Annotated in this window: 18 protein-coding genes; 4 read left to right on the forward strand and 14 right to left on the reverse strand. The window is 43.5% G+C overall.

Translation table 11 applies throughout. From position 1 onward, the window contains the following. Window positions 1–33: 33 nt before the first annotated feature. Both HMPREF1212_RS20100 and HMPREF1212_RS20105 read right to left on the reverse strand, forming a co-directional pair. On the reverse strand, window positions 34–1,245 hold the full coding sequence (locus tag HMPREF1212_RS20100; RefSeq protein ID WP_028726510.1) for an alanine dehydrogenase: 1,212 nt from the start codon (window positions 1,243–1,245) through the stop codon (window positions 34–36). 35 nt (window positions 1,246–1,280) lie between these two features. Further along, window positions 1,281–1,814 carry a shikimate kinase gene (locus tag HMPREF1212_RS20105; protein WP_046150835.1) on the reverse strand — a complete coding sequence of 178 codons (534 nt, stop codon included), beginning with the start codon at window positions 1,812–1,814 and terminating at the stop codon, window positions 1,281–1,283. A gap of 134 nt (window positions 1,815–1,948) precedes the next feature. Here HMPREF1212_RS20105 and HMPREF1212_RS20110 point away from each other — a divergent pair, with 134 nt between their 5' ends. Further along, window positions 1,949–2,584 (forward strand): ribonuclease H1 domain-containing protein, encoded by a 636-nt coding sequence (locus HMPREF1212_RS20110; RefSeq protein WP_028726512.1) that lies wholly within the window; start codon window positions 1,949–1,951, stop codon window positions 2,582–2,584. Window positions 2,585–2,590: 6 nt separating this feature from the next. Here the strand turns inward: HMPREF1212_RS20110 and HMPREF1212_RS20115 are convergent, their stop codons facing one another. The 11 genes from HMPREF1212_RS20115 to HMPREF1212_RS20165 all read right to left on the reverse strand — a co-directional run bounded on the left by HMPREF1212_RS20115 (window position 2,591) and on the right by HMPREF1212_RS20165 (window position 17,192). Beyond that, window positions 2,591–3,448 carry a hypothetical protein gene (locus tag HMPREF1212_RS20115; RefSeq protein WP_028726513.1) on the reverse strand — a complete coding sequence of 286 codons (858 nt, stop codon included), beginning with the start codon at window positions 3,446–3,448 and terminating at the stop codon, window positions 2,591–2,593. 25 nt (window positions 3,449–3,473) lie between these two features. Next, window positions 3,474–4,766 (reverse strand): nucleotide sugar dehydrogenase, encoded by a 1,293-nt coding sequence (locus HMPREF1212_RS20120; RefSeq protein ID WP_046150836.1) that lies wholly within the window; start codon window positions 4,764–4,766, stop codon window positions 3,474–3,476. A gap of 15 nt (window positions 4,767–4,781) precedes the next feature. Then, window positions 4,782–5,663 (reverse strand): beta-1,6-N-acetylglucosaminyltransferase, encoded by an 882-nt coding sequence (locus HMPREF1212_RS20125; RefSeq protein ID WP_046150837.1) that lies wholly within the window; start codon window positions 5,661–5,663, stop codon window positions 4,782–4,784. After that, window positions 5,660–6,490, reverse strand: coding sequence for a glycosyltransferase family 2 protein (locus tag HMPREF1212_RS20130; protein ID WP_369800854.1), 831 nt, complete (start codon window positions 6,488–6,490; stop codon window positions 5,660–5,662). Before HMPREF1212_RS20130 ends, HMPREF1212_RS20125 begins: the two co-directional genes overlap by 4 nt. 151 nt (window positions 6,491–6,641) lie before the next feature. Next, window positions 6,642–8,108: a glycosyltransferase gene (locus HMPREF1212_RS26780; RefSeq protein ID WP_082099943.1), complete on the reverse strand. Its 1,467-nt coding sequence runs from the start codon at window positions 8,106–8,108 to the stop codon at window positions 6,642–6,644. A 7-nt stretch (window positions 8,109–8,115) separates the two neighbouring features. Further along, window positions 8,116–8,832, reverse strand: coding sequence for a glycosyltransferase family A protein (locus HMPREF1212_RS20140; protein ID WP_046150839.1), 717 nt, complete (start codon window positions 8,830–8,832; stop codon window positions 8,116–8,118). A 49-nt stretch (window positions 8,833–8,881) separates the two neighbouring features. Then, entirely contained in the window at window positions 8,882–9,916 is a 1,035-nt protein-coding gene (locus HMPREF1212_RS20145; RefSeq protein WP_028726519.1) for a glycosyltransferase family 9 protein, read from the reverse strand. Between the two features lie 96 nt (window positions 9,917–10,012). Beyond that, the gene (locus HMPREF1212_RS20150; RefSeq protein WP_046150840.1) at window positions 10,013–11,110 is read right to left on the reverse strand and encodes a glycoside hydrolase family 43 protein; all 1,098 of its coding nucleotides are present in this window, start codon (window positions 11,108–11,110) and stop codon (window positions 10,013–10,015) included. Window positions 11,111–11,295: 185 nt separating this feature from the next. Continuing rightward, window positions 11,296–12,486, reverse strand: a complete 1,191-nt coding sequence (locus HMPREF1212_RS20155) for a C10 family peptidase (protein ID WP_046150841.1) — start codon at window positions 12,484–12,486, stop codon at window positions 11,296–11,298. 78 nt (window positions 12,487–12,564) lie between these two features. Continuing rightward, on the reverse strand, window positions 12,565–14,064 hold the full coding sequence (locus tag HMPREF1212_RS20160) for a RagB/SusD family nutrient uptake outer membrane protein (protein ID WP_046151260.1): 1,500 nt from the start codon (window positions 14,062–14,064) through the stop codon (window positions 12,565–12,567). A 29-nt stretch (window positions 14,065–14,093) separates the two neighbouring features. Then, window positions 14,094–17,192, reverse strand: coding sequence for a SusC/RagA family TonB-linked outer membrane protein (locus HMPREF1212_RS20165; RefSeq protein ID WP_046150842.1), 3,099 nt, complete (start codon window positions 17,190–17,192; stop codon window positions 14,094–14,096). Between the two features lie 457 nt (window positions 17,193–17,649). Here HMPREF1212_RS20165 and pdxB point away from each other — a divergent pair, with 457 nt between their 5' ends. Together pdxB and HMPREF1212_RS20180 are read left to right on the forward strand one after the other, a co-directional pair. Next, window positions 17,650–18,753, forward strand: coding sequence for a 4-phosphoerythronate dehydrogenase PdxB (pdxB, locus tag HMPREF1212_RS20175; protein ID WP_046150843.1), 1,104 nt, complete (start codon window positions 17,650–17,652; stop codon window positions 18,751–18,753). Between the two features lie 52 nt (window positions 18,754–18,805). Next, entirely contained in the window at window positions 18,806–20,005 is a 1,200-nt protein-coding gene (locus tag HMPREF1212_RS20180; RefSeq protein WP_046150844.1) for an MFS transporter, read from the forward strand. A 26-nt stretch (window positions 20,006–20,031) separates the two neighbouring features. Here HMPREF1212_RS20180 and HMPREF1212_RS20185 read toward each other — a convergent pair whose 3' ends face one another. Next, window positions 20,032–21,270: a glycosyltransferase gene (locus tag HMPREF1212_RS20185; RefSeq protein WP_046150845.1), complete on the reverse strand. Its 1,239-nt coding sequence runs from the start codon at window positions 21,268–21,270 to the stop codon at window positions 20,032–20,034. 415 nt (window positions 21,271–21,685) lie between these two features. Between HMPREF1212_RS20185 and HMPREF1212_RS20195 the strand changes: the two genes are divergently transcribed. After that, on the forward strand, window positions 21,686–22,864 hold the full coding sequence (locus HMPREF1212_RS20195; protein ID WP_046150846.1) for a DUF4925 domain-containing protein: 1,179 nt from the start codon (window positions 21,686–21,688) through the stop codon (window positions 22,862–22,864). Window positions 22,865–22,871: the final 7 nt, after the last annotated feature.

Here is a 22,871-nt window from a genome sequence, read left to right on the forward strand (position 1 = left end):
GAATAAACTTGGCTAGTTCAAAACTTTTGGGGCTTAAAAAGCAGATAGATATAGATCCAGGTTATTAGATGATAAATTAAAATGATTAGATACATAACTGCTTACAGGTTTTCCACAATACATGTAAACACCTGAACGAAAGCCATCATCTGTCTTTATCATATTCTGGACTGACCCGGCATCCCCCAACGAGAGGAAAACGGGTACGAATATATTACTGAAAGCCATTGAAGTGGTACGTGCCACCCGGTTACTGATATTGGGTTTGCAGTAATGCAATACGCCATATTGTTCAAACACGGTCGGATCTGCTTTACCCAAACAGCAGGTAGTCTCAAAACATCCTCCCTGGCTGATACGCAGATCGATCACCAGTGAGCCCCGCTTCATGGTACGGATCAGTTCCTCCGCAATCACGTAACGGTAACGGGTATTGATATAACGCATAGCTCCGATCACCACATCGGCGGTACGGAAAGCGTTGTGCAATACGTTCGGATGAAAGTTGGAAGTAAAAAGTCCCTGCCCCAACACCTGCTGAATGGTACGGAGCTTATTAATATCATCGTCAAAGACTTTCACCGAAGCTCCCAGCGCCAGGGCGGCACGGGCAGCAACTGTCCCAGCATTACCGGCTCCGACAATAACGACCTCGGTCGGTGAGACGCCGGGGATTCCACCCAACAGGATCCCTTTTCCCCCCTGCGTATTGCTTAACAGCTCGGAAGCGATGGTAATCGAAGCGGTTCCTTCTATCTCGGATATGATATTCAATACCGGACATCTTTTCTGGTCGTCCGACATCAGTTCGTAAGCGATAGCCGTAATACGCTTGGCCATCATCAGTTCGAAGGCTTCAGCGGCAAAAAGGTTGAGCTGCACCATCGAGAATATGGTCGAACGGGGTTTCATCAACAGGATTTCTTCCGGCAACGGGGGAAGGATTTTCAGGATAATATCGGCCTGGAATACTTCAGCCGGGGTTGCGACTATCTGAGCTCCTGCCTCGGAATAATGGTTATCGGAATAGTTTATACCCAGTCCGGCTCCGGATTCTACCAGCACATGATGTCCGCGATCGGTCAGCATATCGACAGCTTCGGGAGTAAGCACCAAACGCTTTTCCCCTTCTTTCCGTTCGCGAGGGATACCAATCAGTAAGCGGTTGCTTACCTTATTCAATTCCTTCAACAGTTCCTGAGGGATATATGCCCCCTGTACCTGCTTGCCTCCTGTTGCTTCCATAATACGACTCCTGTCGGCAACTCCTGCAATTGCCTTTACCTTATTATATATAATATATTTTCTAATGCTTCCGATATTTCATGTACATCCGACTCTGTCAACATCACTTCCGCATCAAATACGATTGAAGCTTTCGTATAGAAAGGGGTTCTCTTCTCCAGGCTTTCGGCAATAAATGCAACCAGTTCCTCTCCGGAACGTCCTTTCAACACCGGACGGGTACCCTTGCAGGCTTCCAGGCGTTTGGCCAGTTCTTGCACCGATACTTTCAGATAGACAGTCGTCCCGTTCGCGTTCATAAATTCCATATTATCAAAGAAACAGGGAGCACCGCCGCCTGTCGAGATCAATACGTCTTCAAACATCGAGACTTCCTGAAGCATCCGCCGTTCAATATCACGGAAAGCTTCTTCTCCTTTCTCAGCAAAAATCTGCCCGACAGTTTTGTGATAGCGGGCTTCGATATAACAGTCCAGGTCGATAAAAGAGAGTTTCATCCGTTCCGCCAGGTCTTTTCCGACCGTCGTCTTTCCGGCTCCCATATAACCTATCAAAAAAATACGCTTCATCTCGTATATGATTGTTTACCGCAAATGTAAAGTTTTTTTTCCTCATAACTATGATTTCCTTAAATTATAGTTGGGATCTGAAAAAGTCGTTCCGATGTATTACCTTTGTACTCTTATCTGAATAATAGCAGACAATGGCGAAGAACAAATATTATGTAGTATGGAAAGGGCTGAACCCGGGAGTTTATGACAACTGGGCGGAGTGTAAGATGCAGGTTGAAGGACAGGATGGTGCCAAATACAAATCGTTCGAAACCCGCGAAGAGGCTGCCGAGGCTTTCGAAAAAGGGTATTCTTATTACCTGAAAGCTGCGTCATCAGCCAAAGCTGCTTCCAACCTGGCTCCACAGGCTCCCATCGGAAAGCCTATCAATGAGAGTCTGGCTGTCGATGCTGCCTGCAGCGGTAATCCGGGGGATATGGAGTATCGCGGCGTTTACACGGCTACCGGACAGGAAATCTTCCATATCGGGCCGTTGAAAAAGGGCACCAATAATATCGGTGAATTTCTGGCCCTTGTACATGGCCTGGCGTTGCTGAAGCAGAAAGGAAGCGACCTGCCTATTTATTCAGACAGCCGCAACGCCATTATCTGGGTAAAAAAGAAGAAATGTAAAACATTACTCGAACGCGAACCAGTCAACGAACCGATCTTCGAGCTGATAGAACGTGCCGAGAAATGGCTCAACTCCAACACTTATACCACCACCATCCTGAAATGGGAGACGGCGGTATGGGGTGAGATACCGGCTGACTTCGGACGAAAATAAAACGGATCAGAAGCAACGGATATAAGCCAGCGAGAAAGTATCATACAGATAATCCTGCAAACCGTGCTTATATCTGAACGAGACAATGTTTTTCTTAATCTCATAATTTAGCTTGGAACGGAAAACCATCGGCTTATCCCCTTCTCCCCTGTAACCACGAAAACCGGAATAATCTACATCCAACGTAAAATTATGGCAGGTTCCCTGCAAGCCGAGCCCGTAACAAAGTGCATCATTCTGCCGGTTCTGAATACTGTTTGTCATCCAGCAATAAAAGCCGACCATTCCCTGTGCACGGACAGAAAGCGTCTTTTCCGGATTATTCCATAACGTACGTCCTATATTGCAATCGAACCAATAAGAGGCGGCATCCGTATAACGGGCATCACACAAGCGTCCTCCGCTGGCCGTTTTCAGATTGGCACTTACGATGATATCCATCCACTTTTCACTGGTAAGAGCCTGATAATGGAAACCGAAAATAGCATCCCCATGACAAGGGATAGGCTGTTTTACCTCCACGGCATTACGTTCGTCACGCACTTCCGGTGAAGTCTCATACCATTCCTGGATCACTCCCTGAACCGTAACACCGGCACGTCCTTTGGCAATGGGGATATACAAACGGGCAAAAACATCTTTGGTCTTATCCCCCGGCATCGTATGATATTCACCCCTGAGTTCGACTTCCCAACGGGATGAAAGCTTTCCTCCCAACATCTCCGGTATAGGAAAGGCATTGGCTCCAAAATAGCGGGGAGTATAGACTAATAAGGGTACTTTATCCCACCAGTTGCCAGCCTGTACGGAGGATAGTGATAACAGGCAACAAATAAAAATAGAAAAGAGCGTCTTTGTTTTCATTCTATACGTTCTGTTTGTTATTTTGTTAGAGACGATCGTCTACCCATTCCGGGTTCAGACAACCTTTCACGTCATATACTACATGGTTTTCTTTTACAAGCGACGGTATATCGAGGGTCATAAATTCCTTATGTGCTACCGCCAGCACTACGGCATCGTACTTTTTATTACCGGATAAAGAGACAGTCAGATCAATGCCATACTCCTTCCGAACTTCCTCCGGACGAGCCCAAGGATCATATACGGAAACGTTTATTCCATAATCCTTCAAAACACGGACAACATCGCCCACTTTGGTATTCCGCACATCCGGACAGTTTTCTTTAAAGGTGAAGCCCAGCATCAATACCTCTGAAGACTTCACAGGAACATCTTTCTTGATCATACATTTGACGACCCGGTTGGCTATATATTCACCCATCGTATCATTAATACGGCGACCGTGCAGAATCAGTCCGGGATGATATCCATAATCCTCCGCCTTACGGATCAGATAATAAGGGTCGACACCGATGCAATGCCCTCCGACCAATCCCGGTTTGAACGGAAGAAAGTTCCATTTCGTTCCGGCTGCCGCCAGCACCTCATTCGTATCTATATCCAACAGATGAAAGATTTTAGACAACTCATTTACAAAAGCTATATTGATATCGCGCTGGGTATTTTCAATCACCTTGGAGGCTTCCGCCACACGGATGCTGGATACAGGAAATGTTCCTCCCGTAATTACAGAGCGATAGAGCGCATCGACTTTTTCTGCCGTCTCCGGTGTCGAACCGGAAGTTACCTTCATAATCTTTTCTACCGTATGCTCCTTGTCTCCCGGATTGATACGCTCGGGAGAATAACCGGCAAAGAAATCCCGGTTAAAAGCCAGACCGGATGTTTTCTCGAGAATAGGAACACATTCCTCTTCCGTCACTCCCGGACAAACGGTAGACTCGTAAATCACAATATCATTCTTCTTCAGCACCTTGCCGACTGTTTCACTGGCACGGTACAAAGGGGTCAGATCCGGACTGTTGTGGCTGTCCACCGGTGTCGGAACAGCCACTATATAATAATTGCAGACAGCCAGATCATTTATATCGGAAGTACAATACAAACCTGTTTCGCCATCAGCCGGCAATCCGGGAAGGAGAACGGCGGACAGGCATTCGTCCGAAATCTCCTGCGTGACATCCTTTCCGGCTTTCAGAGCCGCCACCCTTTCTACCTTTACATCGAAACCAATGACAGGATAACGCGTTGCAAACAATCTTGCCAACGGCAATCCTACATATCCCAAACCGATAACGGCAACTTTTATATTTCCCATTGTGCGATTTCTATTTTATTCGCTATAGTGCTTCTGTATTTTATCAATTAATTTCCGGTTCGCAGAACTGAATTTGCGTGCAAAAAGCATATCCGAACCGACCAGTTCTTCATAATCCGTATTCTGCCACACGTAAGGTCTTCCGCGCTCCCAGTCTATTTTCCTCATAGAACTGTCATCCGTCTCTTCCTTCGAATATAAATTGAAGCGGAATGGCGAATTCCACAAAATCGTTTGCAGAAATATCTCATCCGGACAAAGCGTATACCGGAAGCGTTTCAAGACAAAATCCTTCTTTGTCATAAGATACTCTACAAACTCATGCGTGACACTGACCCAGTTTGCCCCTTTCCTGAATTCCAGTTCATGATACCTGCGATATTTGGAAACTTTCTGCAAACATAATACGATATTACGACTAATAGACGAAGCAGAGTGCAAAAAAATATTTCCACCCTTAAAACGCCGTGTGAACAGATGATACCGGGACACCTTACGATCCATATCTTTTTGATGAAAAGAGCTCTGCCAAAAGCCCACAAATTCTTTTCCGGCATTCTCCCGGAAAAACGTATGAATATAATCCTGACGTTGTATAGGCAAATCTACTCCCGACAACAAATGATAATAAGCATACGGCCCATTCGACAAAGCCGTCTCAAATAACAGGTACTCAACTTTAACCTGGCTGATATCTCCCCAATGCACTTTCATAGGTTTCTCCAAAAGATAAAAACCGGCTTTTCTCATCCGAAAGAGACCCACTTGGCGGGATAACTCGTATGAACGCTTATCCACATGCAGAAAAACATCGTTTCTTTCATCATCCAGCATCGACAAAAGAGCTTCTAATACGAGATACTCTCCATGTGCTATAACCAAATATGCATGTTTCATTTTATCGTTTTTTCATCCAATCGCCCAAACCATTCCGGTATGGTTGTATCCGTTCGGATAAACCCATCTTGTTTAAGCTGATCGAACGATGTCGCTCCTATCACTTTATCATATTCGGCTTCCAGCAAACCCTCTTTATAAAGCTGATAGAAGTAACGCCAGTGACGTCCTCCATGCTTTTTAGGGTTTTGTTCCAACTGTTTGCCACCGTTGATCATCTTTTCTAAAAACGGTTTTTTACCCCGAATGTTATAATGATAGATACGAATATTACTCTTTGCCACCTTTTTCGGGAACATAGTCACCTTGTGATTACCCATCGATATCTGTATATAACCGGCTGTACGATGAATCACTTTCTTATTCTGACGGGCAAAAAGAGAATAACGGGAAAGGTTATATCGCTCTAAATCGTTTACAACTTCGACAGTCTGCCCCCATTGCCAGAAAGGCTTACCCTCTTCGGGATAAACGCACTTCATCTCGCAGGTCAGGACATTTGCCCGGCTCGAAACAAGTTCTGTCTTCAGGTCACCGGAAGGAGCATACCATATCTCATCGGCATCCGCATTAATAACCCAATCTGCTTTATGCACCGATTTTGCCTTCCAGATCATGCGATCTACCCATTTTTTCTGTTGATAATCCGTCGCTTTCTCTTCAATGGCTTCTACTATCCACCCTTTCTCTTTATATTTCCGGATAATTTCCGGCGTACGATCGGATGAGTTATTATCTGTAATGATAAACCCATCCACACCCATTGCTTTATGGAAAATCAGATTTTCCTCCAGCATATCCTCTTCATTCTTAACCAGCAACGTCATGATCAACCTGGGCGTGGATTTCCGTTTATTTGTCCGCACACCACCCTCAACAACTGCAAGAACGATCTTTTTTATAAGAAAAAGATAATCCATATTCAATTCTAATTATAGGTAAACACTTTATCTGTGCCGACAGAACAATACTAAAACCTTATTGTTGCGCCAACGTATATTTCATAATCAACCTGAAACATTCATCCGCATCAAAGCCTCTTGCTTTTGCATATTCATCCGCCAGAACGGCAAACATTTCAGGCGTACCGGGCAAACGCTCAAAATTCTTACAACCTTCATCCATCCCGATCTCTTTGAAGCGGATCCGGTTCAAATCAATGATCTCGACCTTTATTTCCTGTTCCGTATCCTTAAACAGGATGTTACCCCGTGAATAATCCTTATGTAAATAGCCATGTTCATGCATAGCAGCCGTTGTACGGGCAATTGCACGAAGTATCTGTTCCTGGTTAGAGAAGCTATTTTTTACCAGATCATAATAGGTATAAGGACATTCCGACTTCAGGCTGACATAATAACTGCGTTCAAACAATAAACCTGTACGCTCCGTATAATAACCCACCGGTTGCGGAGAGCCGATACCCGACTTCAACAACATCTCTGCATATTCATACGAACGCTGTGCCTTGGAAGAACGGAACAAGCCGTAAACGATCTGATTGACAAGATTCGGTTTACGGAAAGATTTTATGACCAAGTCCTGTCCTTTATAATTAAATTCGCGCAGTTCATTACGCCCTTTATAAATAACTTCGCCATCTCCATTCCTAAAATGAACAGGGAGAGTCTTTATAAAATAAGAGAAACTGCTATATGCTTCATTTACAAATGAAACACGAGGATAGAAAATCCGGTATATTCTATTGATCAGCTTCGACCAGGTTCTTCTGTACCGGAGAGGGCCGCCCAACTCCCGTTCGAAAAATTCAGGATGACGCTTGTTCAGCACATCAATTACATGCTTTTTCAGTAAACGGTCCGTTACACGCTTCGAGCTGTTTCTAATCCGGTAATGCAGAGATATATCAGGAAGCTTTACTACTTTCCCTCCATCCTTCAATACAGAAATCCAGAATTCCCAATCTTCACGTGCGACAATCTCCTCACAATAGCCTTTTACCCGTTCCCAATCCGATTTACGATATAAGGCACAGGTATCCATTATATTCTTCCGTGCCAGCAACTTTAAAGAGAAAGAGGGCAAAAGCCATTCTCCCGAACGATCGCCAAAAAAGTCCGAATGCGGGCAAACGACTTTAATATCTTCATCTGTCATGATTACCTCTACGGCTTTACGGATAAAATCGGGTTCAATAGTGTTATCGGCGTCGACGGGTAAGATCAATTCACCTTCCGCCAGCGAAATCGCATGATTACGGGCAGCACAGGCTCCGCCATTCGGTTGCGTAAAAGCTTTTACCCGGGAATCTTTCCGGGCATATTCTTCCGCTATTTGCAAAGAGCCATCTTTAGAACCATCGTCCATGACAATAACTTCAAAAGAAGGATAATCGGAAGCCAACACCGAGTCGAGTGTCTCTCCCAGATATTGTTCCATGTTATAGACAGGTACGATGACCGAAACCAACGGCGAATGTTCCATAAGCAAATCAGATTTTATCCAGCCCTTTCGTAAACTTCAGCCAGTAATATTTTAGAGGATTTGTATATTTAAGCTGTTTCCAGGGCCGGCTACCATGCGGACGATGCCACACAGTCAGGGATGTGAACAGGTAGTTTGTAAATCCTTTTTCCTGCGAACGGTGCGAAATAGTGACATCATGCCAATTTTTCTCCGGATTCAGCAAATGGAAATCAAAAGCCTTCAGAAAAGATAAGGTAAGCAGGGAGCAACAAAAGCTCAAATGCTTTTTCTCCGGAAAGACCTGGCCCTCCTTTCCTTTTGCATATAAATAAGGATAATTGATATTTTCCTGCTCATCCACCGTCACGGCTGCGGCAATACCACAATCCGGACGAGTCGAAGCTCCGTCAAACAGGGCTTGCAGCGTATGCTTTTTTACGATCACATCAGATTCCACTATCAACAACCCGGCATTAGCATCAATCGCTTTTTGCTGCGCAGTCTGAAGGGTCAGCAAATAGTTCGGTGAAGGATGATCTGTCAGGTCCGAAAGATTGACCAGTTCAAAGCCCAATCGCTCCGAAGCCTCATGCAACCGCATTGTATTCTCCTCGGTACTGAAATCATTATAAACATAATAATGGTAAGGCACTGTGAAATCAGACGCCAATATTGACTCGATCGTTTGCAATGCCAACTCTATCGAATCTTTTACCGGGGTAATGATATGTAATTGCTTCATCTTTTCTTTCTTTATTTTCAATACTTGAAATATGGTTGTTGTCCGTCAGCTAATTCTCTTCCAGCGCAGCCAATACCCTTGAGACAATAAGTTCCGAAGGCAATTGCGTAAGACATCCCCAGTCTCCCCGAGGACATTCTTTTTGCCCGAACTTCGAACAAGGACGGCAAGGCATGGACAATTGGATCACATCATCCGGCCGCTGGCGATAGCCATAAAATCCGGTATAGATATGTGTAGCTCCCCATACGGATAACACCCGTGTCCCAACCAGTGAAGCAAAATGCATATTGGCGGAATCCATACTAAGCAGCAAGTCCAACTGACTTATTAACGCTAATTCATTGTCAAGCGTATATTTACCTACTACATTTTTTACACGGGGATAACGATAAGCCCAATCTTCCAGTACAGCTTCTTCATATCCCCTCGCCCCAAACAGGAACAATGTCAGATCTTCTCTTTTAGATAGTGTAGCAACAACCTGCTCCATTTCATCGATCGGATAAACTTTACCCCGATAACGGGCAAAAGGGGCGACTCCCAGCCACTTACCTGTCTTGACCCCGGCAATAGCCTCCATTTTTGACAAGTTGGCCGGATGTGATTCGTATAAAGAGGTGAACGATTCGGTATAAGCCAGCCCGGCAGCACGGAATACATCGGCATAACGTTCGAGCACGGAAGGCAGAGGTTCCAGTTTTTTGTTTTCCCTACGCATAAGCGGAGGGTATCTTTTCCGTATCTTGTCCAGCACATAGACCGGTTTACCTTTCATCCAGAAGGAAGTACGAATAATCATAGTGCGAATCACATTCTGTAAATCCAGAACGATATCAAAATCAAACTTCACCAAAGCGGAAGTAAACCGTAACAGACCGATCAACGTTTTCTCAGCACCTTTAGTACTAATACCTATCACTTCCACATTGGAAGGACGATTCATGAAAACCGGCATCATAAATGCCTGCGTCAACACCGTAAACGAATCCTTCGGATTGGCTTTAGCAGCCGAATAGATGACCGGAAGTGTCATCGCCACATCGGCAATCGCCGCGAGTCGTATCACTAATATCTTTGCCATCTCTTATCGTACTTTTTCGTTTTCAATCCGTTTTTCTTTCTGTAAATACAGTCCACAAAGGTAGGAAATCTTTTCTGATACCCAAAGTGTAAACTTTCAACGCATTTGCTGCAAAGTGGTGGTGGGTCCCTCCACATACAAATGTCCGTCTTTGTCAACGCCCATCTTATCGATAAAAACGACCCGTTCTTCACCAGTAGCCTTTGTACGACCGTGATAGACACAATACATCTGTTTCCCGTCTTTTGAATAAGTCACGCTGTTATGACCGGTTCCGGTTACTATTCCTCCTTTTTCCACATTCTTCTGCAATACCGGGTTATTCGCTGATTTGACAAACGGGCCAAGCGGAGATCCGGAAGTAGCATAACCGACGGCATAGTTCTTACCTCCGAAATAATTCGCCGAATACATCATATAGAAAAGAGCACCTTTCTTGAATATATAGGAACCTTCCGTCCATCGGCGATTCACCTCACCGGAAGTAACGGAACGGCTCTCCCACTCTGCCTGCGGATCGTCATTCGTTACAGGCGGACGCAGAATCAAAACAGGTTCACCGATAATTCCGCTCAGGTCTGGTTTCAGCTCGACTCCATAGATCCAACTTTCTTCTATCTCTTTAAACATACCTTTTTCACGTGCCCAGGTAGCCACTTCGCTCTCAACCGGATGCTTATAGCAGCAACGGGAATAATACAGATAAAGCCGTCCGTCGGAATCTTGCAGCAGGTTACCGTCGATAACCGGATAGCCGGGATCGAAAAGAGGGCGGTCGCTCATCTCTTTAAAAGGCCCGGTCGGTTTATCGGCCACAGCAACACCTATACGGAAATTTTCCAACTCATTCGTGGGATTCTCTTTCCAGTCTGCACTGAAAAACATATAATACTTACCGTTCCGCTCATATACTTCAGGAGCCCAGAAGTTGGCAACAGCCCACGATCCGGGAACATTTCCCCGATAGACCTGTCCTTCCGGCTTCCAGTCTATCAGATCATCTGAAGAATAAGCACAAAAACCATCCACAGCTCCGGCACCCGTACCATACATATAATAACGACCGTCTGAAGCCAGCAACACATACGGGTCACCGAACTTCACCGGCAGCGGATTCGTATATTTATCCTTACCATGGACAGACAGACCAAAGGTTAACATAAAAAGTAACAGACTCCAAAATACATGTTTCATAATCTAATTTCTTATATTAATAAAACTCTCTCCTTTACACAGAACCGAAAAATACTGTGTATTATGCGTTCTAGGCATTATATAGTACAAATATAAATCATTTTCAGATATGTAGCTATAATAAACAGGTCCGAACAAATATTGAGTCCGGACCTGTAAAAAAGCTATTCGTAAAATACACAATTCTATCTATAAATAAATTCTAAACTACGATTAAATTCATATGCAGAAGATCTCCCAGTAGGTTGAAATGATGCCAATTGATTTGATTTCCAATAATAACTACCATTTGAACTTCCATCCCATCCCCAGTTCATACGAAAATAATCATTTGTTTCATATTGATTATTAGGATTTAAAGTTACTAAATGTTCCCATCCTGTAATAAGCCATGCATGTCCACCTTTATCGCAAACACCTCTTATATATACAGGTTTATTATTGAGAATATTTTCGCATATATAATCAGTATTATAAGATCTTACACCTTTAGTTGAATATCCATAACCACGTAAAGCTGCTTCTGCACTGTAAATATTTGAACCACTTCCATCACAATCATAAATCATTGATACCTTATCACCAATATCAAACATAAGTCTTGCGATTTCGTTTCTTCTTGATTCAGAATCATTTTGAGAGACAATAGGACTAGACAATAATAAATTCCAATTAAATGATGAAGGTTGTTTATGATACGCCATCAGCTGTGCTAATGCAACAGCAACACATCCTGCAGGAGCTTTTCCACCATATTTAGGATCACCATTTGGACAAGAATATGTAACCTTATTGTTATAAGGGCTCCCTTGTCCCCAAGTTACAGGAGGATTACAATAATGTCTAAACGATTCTTTCGTTGGGTCATCAGCTTTCGTTAATACATCAGTATCCTTAGTATAAGTATATGCCTCTTCCAAATCATTTTTGAGACAATCAGGTATAGTTTGCACAAAGAATTTTAATGGTAAATTGAATACTGTATCATTTAAAGATCCATAACTAGAATAAGCCAACACTTTTTGAATTCTTTTATCTGCTACCACTAAAGCAAAACCGCTTTTACCTTCATTTTCTGTGAAAAACTCGTATACTGGCACATTACCACCTATTGATTCTCCAGATCTTGTTTTCACAGAAGTTTGAATAGAATATTCTGTCTTTTTTTGTCCTACAATCCTAATTGTTCTATCACTCTTTGTTACAGAACTTCTTACAAAATCATAAACCATTTTTTTTGCCTCTTCTACTGATAATTCATAAGATTCATCACTTGAAGTAGATATAACAGTTATATCTTCTTTAAGAATATCTCCATTACTACAAGAAAATAAAAGACTTAAGACAATCAAATAAAACAAACTACACTGTTTCATACTTTGTAATATTTTAATTAGCCTACTCTATAAGTTTTTCGGCATCTACTTTGAACTTTTATATCTTTCCTTTAGGAATTAAGGCTCATATATTCCGCTATAAGGATTCTGGTCACCAGCCGGCCAGATCTCATCTACCAGTGCCTTATTGTTCTTCATTTCCGTACCCGGAATCTGATAGATAAAACGCCATGAGCGGGCCGGAAGCGGAGTAGCGCCTCCGTATACAACATGGTTTCCTGTACGCAACAATGGTTTCTGATTACGAATCAAATCGAACACGGCAAAACCCTCTCCGTACAGTTCTTTCCGTCTTTCTACCAATATATCTTCAATCAGCTGATCACCGGTCGATTCTGTCCGTTTGGCATTTCTCAGATCCTGCAACTGCCACAATAACTCTTTGGCTTCTCCTTCTTTGCCCTGACGTGCCAAAGCTTCTGCCGCATTCAACAACATTTCATCCGAGCGCATAACAACCATAGAACCGCGGCAATCTTCATTATCACGGAATTTGAACGATACCCAGAATTCTTTTTTATTCTCTCCTTCTCCTTCCGACCAACGTTCCAGTTGTTTAAAACGAATATCATCTTCATCAAACAAACTGACAAAATCATCAGCAAGAATAAAACCACCGAAAGTCCAGCATTTGCGGGTTCCGTTGTACCACATGGCAAACGGGGAATAGTCGCCCATATTCTGTTCTTCTGTTTGCTTGATCGACCAGATCCATGATGCTGTTCCATGATTATTGAAACCATTTGTATAATCTTCGGTTGTCGATAGCGGATATTGAGCCAATACCTTTTTCGCATATTCTTCCGATTTTGGCCAGTTATTCATCACCTGGTAAACTTCGGACAATATACCTTGTACAATTGCCTGATTGAAAACGTTCGGATAATTAGTACTACGGACAAATCCTTCCAGCATCGGTTCGGCAGTAGTCAAGTCAGACAATATCTGTGCATAAGTCTGTTCCAATGTCCCACGCGGCTGACCTTCCGTATTCTCAGTTGTCGGTTCCGTATAAAGAGGAAGTCCCGGCATATCTTTTGCTATTGCATAAGTCTGCTGAAATAAACGCGACAGGCTAAAATAAGCCCAGCCTCTCATAGCCAGAGCCTGACCTTTAATATATTGTTTATCCTGATCGTCTCCCTCCGTTTGATCCACATAGGCAATGACGGAATTTAAGTTGTTTATCAAACGATAATGGAATGTCCAGAGTTGCGGAGCCCTGAATATATTCGCTTGTGTCTCTCCCCAATAGTTATAATTCCACACATACCATGCTCTCCCGTTATTCATCATATCTTCGCCACACATATCGGATATCATTTGTATGGAAGGAATACCATAATCATCATCCCGGTCTGCACCGCCACTATTACGGGCACGCATCTGAAAATAGCATCCATTCAAAGCTGATTGCGCACCGGCTGTTGTCGTAAAGACATCATCATCTGAAACCGCCGTAGATGGTTTCGTTTCAAGGAAATCGCTACAAGAGATTAACCCACCGGAAAACACACCTGCAGCAAATATCGACAAAATATATTTTATTGTTCTCATATAACTTTTCATTATTAATTAGACAATTCTTACAAATTCAACTGTAACCCGAAAGAAAAAGATTTAGTTGTCGGGAAACGGTTATCTGTTGTTCCCGAAATACTTTGTTCCGGATCCGTACCACGACGAGCCGCACTACCAATAGTTATCAGGTTATCACCCTGAACAAATAAACGTAATGTATTTATTCCGTATTTTGATGTGAAAGACTTCGGTACCGTATAACCCAAAGTTACATTTCGTAAACGGGCAAACGAGTTATTAAATAAGAACTTGGAAGTATAAGTCCCTAAATAATTTGCATATGCATTAGACAAACGCGGGAATTTAGCATCCGTATTTTCCGGAGTCCATGCTTTGAGCATGTCCGGATGCATACTATAACCGGTACGATAAGACATCATCTGAGCATAATCGCTATCATACAATTTGCCACCGATACTGTAATAGATCATGAAAGACAAGTCGATACCTTTATAAGAGAAGTTATTAGTTACTCCTCCGAATAAAGCAGGAATAGCATCTCCCAGGTATTTCATCTGACTATCGCTCGTCACTTCATTATAATCATCCGTAAGAACCCGTTCTTTAACAACTTTCTCGCCTTTTTCATTCGTTTCATAGATATTCTTCCAATATTGATCGTTACCGGTTTCCTTATTTACACCGGCATATTCAATCCCCCAGAAATTATAACGGGATTCTCCTTCCCTCCATTTGAATACACCGGAGTTGATTTCCGCCTGTGGTAATTTAGTAATACGGTTTTTATAAGATGTCCCGTTCAGGTCGATCGACCATTTGAAATTTTTATTTGAAATAGCGGCATAATTCAAAGAGAACTCTACACCATGGTTCTTCACATCACCGATATTACGATCAATGCCGCTAAATCCGGTAGAAGGAGCCATTGGCAATGAGAATAACAAATCTTTAGATTTACGGCTAAACCATTCTACACTACCGCTTAATTTATTAAATAAAGCGAACTCCAATCCGACATTCAACTGCATATTACTTTCCCATTTCAAATCCTTATTAGCCAAACGACTAACCATAACCCCCGGATCTGTATAATTATTCATACCGGTTTGATACAAGCCCTGATAAGCATAATATGTACCAAGATTATCATTACCAACGGCACCATAACTGGCTTTCAGCTTCAGATTATCCAACCAACCGCTATAAGGTTTTAGAAACTCTTCATTAGATAATCTCCAGGAACCACCTATAGACCAAAAACTACCCCAACGATTATCCGGATGGAAACGGGAAGAACCGTCTGTACGGAAACTTCCTGAAACATAATAACGATCTTTATAATCATACTCTACACGACTTAACCAACTCAATAAACGATAATTATCCTTATAGGAATTCATACTGTTCATCACTGCAGCCGAACCGATCTCTTCCACTCCGGGGAAAGGGAAGCCTCGTTTGGAAGCAGACAGATACTTAAATTGCATGGAATAAGCTTCCTGTCCCAGCAATACCGATAAAGAATGATCGCCGAAAGTCTTTTCATAAGTCAGCAGGTTATTAACCGTATAAGCGAAATTACGATCGCTTTCTTTATAAGCTTCTCCCTTATAGCCGGCAGCATACCCATATTGGCTATTTACATATCCGTCATAATTATATTGATAGAAATCTACACTCAGATTGGTACGCCATTTCAAACCCGGCATGAAAGTAATCTCAAAATAACTCCGGTTGGAAACATCATCGTGTGTCCATGGAGCATTATTATATTCATCATCAGCTAATGGATTCGAGCCCTGCCATGATTTACGATAGTCACCATAGTCATAAATACGATTTCCATTTTTATCCAGAATATATTCCCCTGTAGTCTGGTTTGTTTCATAAATAGGATAAACAGAAGGCATCGTACGAAGGAACCATACAGTATTTGCACTAGCAGAACCTTCGCGTACACTATGGGATAGACTAATGTTAGTTCCGACTTTCAACCATTTGTTAACAGAATAATTGAAGCTGGCTCGTGTTGAATAACGCTCGAAACGTTGTATCGAAAATACTCCTTTATCATTCAGATAACCGGCAGATAAGTAATAATCGGCTTTCTTGGACTTACCGCTAAAGTCTATCGTATATTCCTGACGCAGCCCTGATCTAAACAATTCATCCCGCCAATTCCCGGAATATAATAATTTTGCATTAGGATCCATTTTTCCATCCGTCCCCACAGGAGAGCCCACATTATAAGGATTACAACCGAACTCCCCAGTCAGGTAAGCAGAAGCCCAGTTTCTTGATTCATCTTCTGTATATCCCCAATCTTTATATCCATTATATAAAGAACGCCATGTTAAAACAGAAAACTCATCCGGTGTTAATTCACGAGGCAGGTCAACAGCCAGACTGGCAAATCCCCAGGTAGAACGGAAATTGATCTGTCCTTTCTCCGAAGCTCCTTTACGGGTGGTTATCATTACAACACCATTCGCTGCACGGGAACCGTACAAAGCAGTGGCAGACGCATCTTTCAGAACTGTCATCGATTCAATATCAGCCGGATTAATCGCATTCAGATAACCATTATAAGCTGTTCCGTCCACGACGTACAACGGATCGCTGGAAGCATTCATTGAACCGATACCACGTATCATGATTTTGGCATCCGCCCCAGGCTCTCCGCTATTATTAAGAACTTGTACACCAGAACTCTGCCCCTGCAATGCTTGTGTCACGTTAGATGCACGTATCTTTTCCAAAGATTCTTTCTTAACCACTGTTGCCGAGCCCGTAAAAGTCGATTTCTTTCCGGTACCATAAGCAACTACCATAACCTCATCGATGGCTACCACATCCGGTTCCATCTGAATCGACAGGTTGTTCCCAACAACAGGAACTTCTTTGGTTTTGTAGCCCAGATAAGAGACATGAAGAACTTTAGTGCGGGCAGTCACTTCAATAGAGAACTCTCCATTCTCGTTCGTTGTCACTCCGTTCATGGTTTGTTTGTCCATGATCGCAACACCAATCATCGGTAAACCATCTTCCGAGGATGTAACGACACCCTTCACCAGCTTACCCTGCGCTACCACCAGTTGAGTACACAACAAAATGGCGCAAAGAATTGAAAAGATTTTTTTCATAATCACATTTATTAATATCAACACTAGTTTTTTCATCTACAAAACACAAAATCCGATAATTCAAAGCAAACAGAGTTCTGGTAGAACTCATGCTATTTAGTGTAAGGGGCCTGTTTCTGTGCGATATAAGCCTCTTATGTTTCTGTGTTGTAGAATAACGGTATCTTTTTTACTCAATTTTTAGCCTTTGATTGCTTTGTCTTTGAAAGAAAAAGACTTTTATTTGTAATTTATTAATATTTATTTGATGGTTTAAGTATAAATTTAATATATTTGCCATCAAGACTATGATTTGACAGAGTCCTACCAGAACTAACACCCCTACTACCCAACTTGATTCTGCAATAAATACATTAATCACCCTCATTCCTCTTCCTTATAAAAGAAAGCACTACCTTTGCACACAGATAAAACAATAGGATTTCTCTTTTATCACAGCAGTTAATACAAAGGCAAAATGAAGATAATAGCAGATAACACCGTCCCTTATCTAAAGGGAATAGCAGAACCGATTGCAGAGGTTAAATACCTCAATTCAAAAGAATTCACTCCCGGAAATATCCATGATGCAGATGCACTGATCGTTCGCAGTATAGATAAATGTACACGCGAGCTGCTGGAAGGCAGCCGGGTAAAACTGATTACCACAGCAACCATCGGTTTCGATCATATCGATACAAAATATTGCGACGAAGCCGGTATCACATGGAAAAATGCTCCAGGGTGTAATGCGGTATCGGTTGCCCAATACGTATTGGCATCGCTAATCACGGTAGCACTCCGCAGAAAAGAATCATTACAGGGAAAAACAATCGGGATAGTCGGTGTCGGCCATGTGGGGAAAGAGCTCGAAAAGCTCTGTACAGCTTACGGACTGCATGTTTTACGCAATGACCCGCCGCGTGCCGAAGCAGAAGGAAGCAAAGGTTTCGTTTCTTTGGATACAATCGCCCAAGAGTCTGATATCATCAGTTTCCATACGCCTCTAACCAAAGAAGGACGCTTCATGACACGTCATCTGGCTAATGAAGATTTTTTCGGTAAAACCCGGAAGAAACCCTGGTTTGTAAATGCCTCAAGAGGAGCCGTACACGATACGGGAGCACTTCTCGCAGCATTGAAATCCGGACAGATCAGCGAAGCCATTATAGACTGCTGGGAAAACGAACCGGCAATCGATCGCGAACTGCTTGACCGTGTGTCCATCGCGACTCCGCACATTGCAGGTTTCTCTGCCGACGGTAAGGCAAACGGTACCCGTACCTGCCTCGAAAATATCGAACATTTTTTCAACGTAAAAATAGAGAAGTTGGGAGAAGTGATCCCGCCAGGCCCGACCGATCCGGTTATCGACCTGGATGGTGTGGCGGATCAACGTATCGAATATGCCGTTCTCAGGAGCTTCAACCCGCTTGCCATAGATCAAATGCTACGGGAAACGCCGGATAAGTTTGAATGGTTCCGGGCAAATTATCAGCACCCACGGGAGTTTGCAGCTTATACAATAAAGAATGCAACTGCAGAAGAGCGGAAACTTTTCGATCAGTTGGGTTTCCGGTAACTTCAGTATTTTATTTCGATACATACGGTAATTAATCCAACGACTCACAACAATGACGAAAGACAAGTTATTATCACCCGGTTTTTGCTACATATTGACAGCAAATTTCCTGCTGTTCTTTGCTTTTTACCTGATACTTCCGATCCTGCCTTTCTACCTGCAGGAACGGTTTATGACGGATAAGTCGATGATCGGGTTTATCCTGTCCTGCTATACGATCGCCTGCCTTTGTATCCGGCCGTTCTCGGGTTATTTACTGGATACGTTTGCACGCCGGCCGTTATACCTGCTGGCTTATGGTATCTTTATGGTCATATTTGCCGGATATATGGTGGCTAGCCTGTTGAGTATATTCATTGTGCTGCGTATCCTGCATGGGTTTGCTTTCGGTATGGTGACAGTTTCCGGTAATACGATCGTGATCGACATCCTCCCCTCTTCCCGACGTGGCGAAGGGCTTGGATATTACGGGATGGCAAACAACCTGGCAATGAGTTTCGGGCCGATGATCGGATTATTCATGCACGAAAGTTTCAGTTATGAGGTGATCTTCTCCTGCTCGCTTATTTCCTGCTTCCTGGGATTCATTATGGCTTATCTGGTAAAAACACCTTACAAGCAGCCGGTCAAGAAGGAACCGATCTCGCTCGACCGTTTCTTCCTGGTGAAAGGGCTTTGGGCCGGGATTTCCTTATTATTGCTTTCCATCCCTTACGGCATGACGACTACTTATGTGGCGATGTATGCCGACGAGATCGGTATTTCCGTACATTCCGGACTTTACTTCACCTTTATGGCGATCGGGCTGGCGGTATCACGCCTGTTCTCCGGGCGACAGGTGGATAAAGGGCGTATCACGCTGGTTATCCTGTTGGGAATGTTCCTGGCATGTGCCAGCTTTTTCGCACTGGCGTCACTCGAAACATTGATGAAATGGAACCCGGTATTCACCTCCTATTTATTTATCGGGATCGCCTTGTCGCAGGGAGTCGCTTTCGGAACGATGTTTCCGGCCTTCAACACCTTGTTCGTGAACCTTGCCCCCAACAGTCAGCGCGGAACGGCTACCTCCACTTACCTGACAAGCTGGGACGTAGGTATCGGTATCGGCTTGATGATTGGGGGAAGCATTGCGCAAACCTTCGGCGGGTTCAATTACGCCTATCTTTTCGGCGCCTGCCTGACAGTCTTATCGACACTTTTCTTCATGGCAAAAGGCGGGCCGCATTTTAACAGAAATAAACTGCGGTAAAAAAGACGAAATACAAGCCGGATTCATCACGCCAGAGACTCTATGTAATCACATAGTTTCTCTATACCTTTTTCGCTCTTTATCTGTTCAGCGACAGCGGCTGCATTCTTTTTATAATCCGGATTAGTAACCAAGTCGCTCATCTTTTCTTCCAACTCTTCTTCCGAAACCTTTGCGATCTTTACCCTTGCCGGGCCTAATCCCAGAACCTGCACCCGGTAAGCCCAATAAGGCTGGTCGAGCAATAAAGGAGTGATCAGTTGAGGAACTCCTGCACGTGCCACGCTATGTGTCGTTCCGCTTCCTCCGTGATGGATAACAGCATCGCAATGGGGGAAGATCAAATGATGAGGGATCGGCTTGTCCATCAGGAAGAGTTGCTCGCTTCCCTGTAACGAAGCTCCGGTCTTTGCCCAACCCGAACCGACCACCAGGCGGTATTTCTTCCGTTCACAGATACGGGCCAGCATCCCGCAGAAACGTTCGCGGTCATTGGTCGTACAACTGCCTAGAGTGAAGAAGATAACCGGTGCCTTGTCTTTGTTTATAAACGCCATCAGTTCCTGATAGGCCTCTTCATCATACTCGAAAGTATCATTAAAGCAATAGCCACCGATATTCCAACGGAAACGTTCATCCCAAACCGGATCGGTATGTCCCAGGTATTGGCTATACAACAGGAAGTTATCACTATTCTTCGCGGCATCCTGTCCGAAGTTCTTGATAGGAGCCAGACCATATTTCGCACGGTTCTTGTTGATTGTGTCTTTCACCATATAATTGGATACACGGTTCATCATCAGCCAAAGCAACTTAGGCGTGAAGATAGGATTGGGTTTCGGATATGGGAAAGCGGGCGGCGGCATCTTCTCCCCGGGCAGGAAAGGAGCGAACGCCGTACGGATAAACGGCTTTTTACAATATTCCGCAATGCCGGTTGCCGCAAATTCGGTATTGGCGGCAACCAACACATCGTTTTGTTCCAGAAGCGGTACGACCTGCACGAACTGCTTGTCTATCGCATCGCGCGTCCATTCGACGATCCGTTTAAAACTTTGCTTATTCTCTGCGGCATCGGCCATCATTCCGCCTATATTGTCGAAGTCCTGCAAAACCACTTTCACAGGATATTTTTTTGCCATCTCCTCAAAGACATGGGGAAGATTCATTGTTACTTCATGGCCGCGCTCAACCAGTTCACGGGCAATAGCCAGATAGGGCAATACATCCCCCTGCGATCCTCTTGTTACTAATAATATTCTCATCCGTTCAATATTTTACATGTAGTTTTTCCACAACAATTCAGACTTCTTTGCCTTCACTGTCATCCACGAGACACTGTTCTTTCACTTCGTATCCCTCACTTACCTTTTTACTTGCCGCTTTCCGTTTAAAGAGCATGCGAACCAAAAAGGCTAAAAAACCTAATAATAGACTCATTAACATAATGAGAACAAAGAACGTACTTATAAATATATCCGTCAATCTCCATTTTTCACATTCGATATTCTATTATTAATAATATCTCATTGGCATATATTAATATACAGATAGTTATACAAGAATAAAAGGTCATTTCTTAAGAATAGAATATTGATTCCGAAAGATAGCTATTGTTTGATTTAAAGTTATGTCGGTACTTTGTAACATCATTATATTAAACAATAAAAAGAAAAGTAAATGAACAAGTATTTATTGCGCAACTTTCTTTATGCCATCTGTATGGTCGCCCTACTTACCGCCTGCGATGACAATGATGATTATGATGGACCCGAAATGAACGGAACCTATTCTAACAAGTTGAGCGCACCCGAGGGTGGCGACGCACTGATCCTGACTTACAGCGGACGAGAGTTCATCGGTAAGGATGTCGCTTTTAAAATGACTAATGACAACACAGCCAACATTACCTTACACGGTGTCTTACCGGGAGAAACTGCTACCCCGCTGGAGAATGTAGCACTCACTTCCGAGACCAACGGCTATTCTTTTGCCGGGAACGGAACCGGAACCAATGGAACAACCTTCGCCTACAAAGGGAAAGTGGAGAAGGGAAAAATGACACTGGACCTGACTGATGTGAAAATCGCAAGCAACCAGCTGACATCCAACAAGACCTGGTATCCGGTGCAAACCGCTGTCACCGAAGAGAAAGACCCGGTGCTGGGAAACTACACCTTACGTCATTATTCTTTCCATCTGGTAACCGACAACCTGATACTGGCACAGGCCGCTCCCATGCTGGAAGGTATGCTGAGCAACCTGATCACGTGGTTTATAAATAACGTCACTTTCAATCCGGATGGGAATATCACAGCCAGGTATGCCACTATGCCGGAAGGGAAAGCGATCGGCGACCTGATCAATGCAGTTCCCGACAGAAAAGACAGCGAATGGATCTCCTCTCCGATCAACCTGGCTTCTTATTATGTAAAAGACGATTCAGAGCTTTACATCGTGCCTAATATCGACATGATCCTCTTCCAGATCCAGCAGAACAAGACCAAGGCGGACGACAGGTTAGACATGGCACTTATCGCCGCTGTTTATCAGCAGCTCAATAAATGGAGTACGACAGGTATCAAGATGAACATCCGTAAAAACTCGGAAACGCCCACCAACAGCATGGGCAATATGATTGCCTACAAGGGAGACATTTACCTGTACCTCGACAAGGAAGAAATAGAGGCGTTCATTCCCCTGCTTTCTTTAGTAAAAGGACTTCTTCCGGAAGAAATCCTGAACGGCCCGATGGGGCCGATGATCGGTACCTTACTCGACCTATTGAGCGGAAGCCTGCAACAAACCCAGACACTCGAACTGGGTATGATGCTGACCAAAGAAAAACAGACATTATAACAAATAA

Origin of the sequence: Parabacteroides sp. HGS0025 (assembly GCF_000969845.1) — a bacterium.
GTDB lineage: Bacteria > Bacteroidota > Bacteroidia > Bacteroidales > Tannerellaceae > Parabacteroides > Parabacteroides gordonii.

Bases quoted from the DNA above. Each gene is read 5' to 3' on its own strand.
- HMPREF1212_RS26780 (WP_082099943.1), bottom strand. From the start codon at position 8,108: ATGGAACATTCGCCGTTGGTTTCGGTCATCGTACCTGTCTATAACATG.
- HMPREF1212_RS20125 (WP_046150837.1), bottom strand. From the start codon at position 5,663: ATGAAACATGCATATTTGGTTATAGCACATGGAGAGTATCTCGTATTA.
- HMPREF1212_RS20195 (WP_046150846.1), top strand. From the start codon at position 21,686: ATGAACAAGTATTTATTGCGCAACTTTCTTTATGCCATCTGTATGGTC.
- HMPREF1212_RS20180 (WP_046150844.1), top strand. From the start codon at position 18,806: ATGACGAAAGACAAGTTATTATCACCCGGTTTTTGCTACATATTGACA.
- pdxB (WP_046150843.1), top strand. From the start codon at position 17,650: ATGAAGATAATAGCAGATAACACCGTCCCTTATCTAAAGGGAATAGCA.
- HMPREF1212_RS20100 (WP_028726510.1), bottom strand. From the start codon at position 1,245: ATGGAAGCAACAGGAGGCAAGCAGGTACAGGGGGCATATATCCCTCAG.
- HMPREF1212_RS20105 (WP_046150835.1), bottom strand. From the start codon at position 1,814: ATGAAGCGTATTTTTTTGATAGGTTATATGGGAGCCGGAAAGACGACG.
- HMPREF1212_RS20150 (WP_046150840.1), bottom strand. From the start codon at position 11,110: ATGAAACATGTATTTTGGAGTCTGTTACTTTTTATGTTAACCTTTGGT.
- HMPREF1212_RS20145 (WP_028726519.1), bottom strand. From the start codon at position 9,916: ATGGCAAAGATATTAGTGATACGACTCGCGGCGATTGCCGATGTGGCG.
- HMPREF1212_RS20155 (WP_046150841.1), bottom strand. From the start codon at position 12,486: ATGAAACAGTGTAGTTTGTTTTATTTGATTGTCTTAAGTCTTTTATTT.
- HMPREF1212_RS20140 (WP_046150839.1), bottom strand. From the start codon at position 8,832: ATGAAGCAATTACATATCATTACCCCGGTAAAAGATTCGATAGAGTTG.
- HMPREF1212_RS20160 (WP_046151260.1), bottom strand. From the start codon at position 14,064: ATGAGAACAATAAAATATATTTTGTCGATATTTGCTGCAGGTGTGTTT.
- HMPREF1212_RS20120 (WP_046150836.1), bottom strand. From the start codon at position 4,766: ATGGGAAATATAAAAGTTGCCGTTATCGGTTTGGGATATGTAGGATTG.
- HMPREF1212_RS20185 (WP_046150845.1), bottom strand. From the start codon at position 21,270: ATGAGAATATTATTAGTAACAAGAGGATCGCAGGGGGATGTATTGCCC.
- HMPREF1212_RS20110 (WP_028726512.1), top strand. From the start codon at position 1,949: ATGGCGAAGAACAAATATTATGTAGTATGGAAAGGGCTGAACCCGGGA.
- HMPREF1212_RS20130 (WP_369800854.1), bottom strand. From the start codon at position 6,490: ATGACGTTGCTGGTTAAGAATGAAGAGGATATGCTGGAGGAAAATCTG.
- HMPREF1212_RS20165 (WP_046150842.1), bottom strand. From the start codon at position 17,192: ATGAAAAAAATCTTTTCAATTCTTTGCGCCATTTTGTTGTGTACTCAA.
- HMPREF1212_RS20115 (WP_028726513.1), bottom strand. From the start codon at position 3,448: ATGAAAACAAAGACGCTCTTTTCTATTTTTATTTGTTGCCTGTTATCA.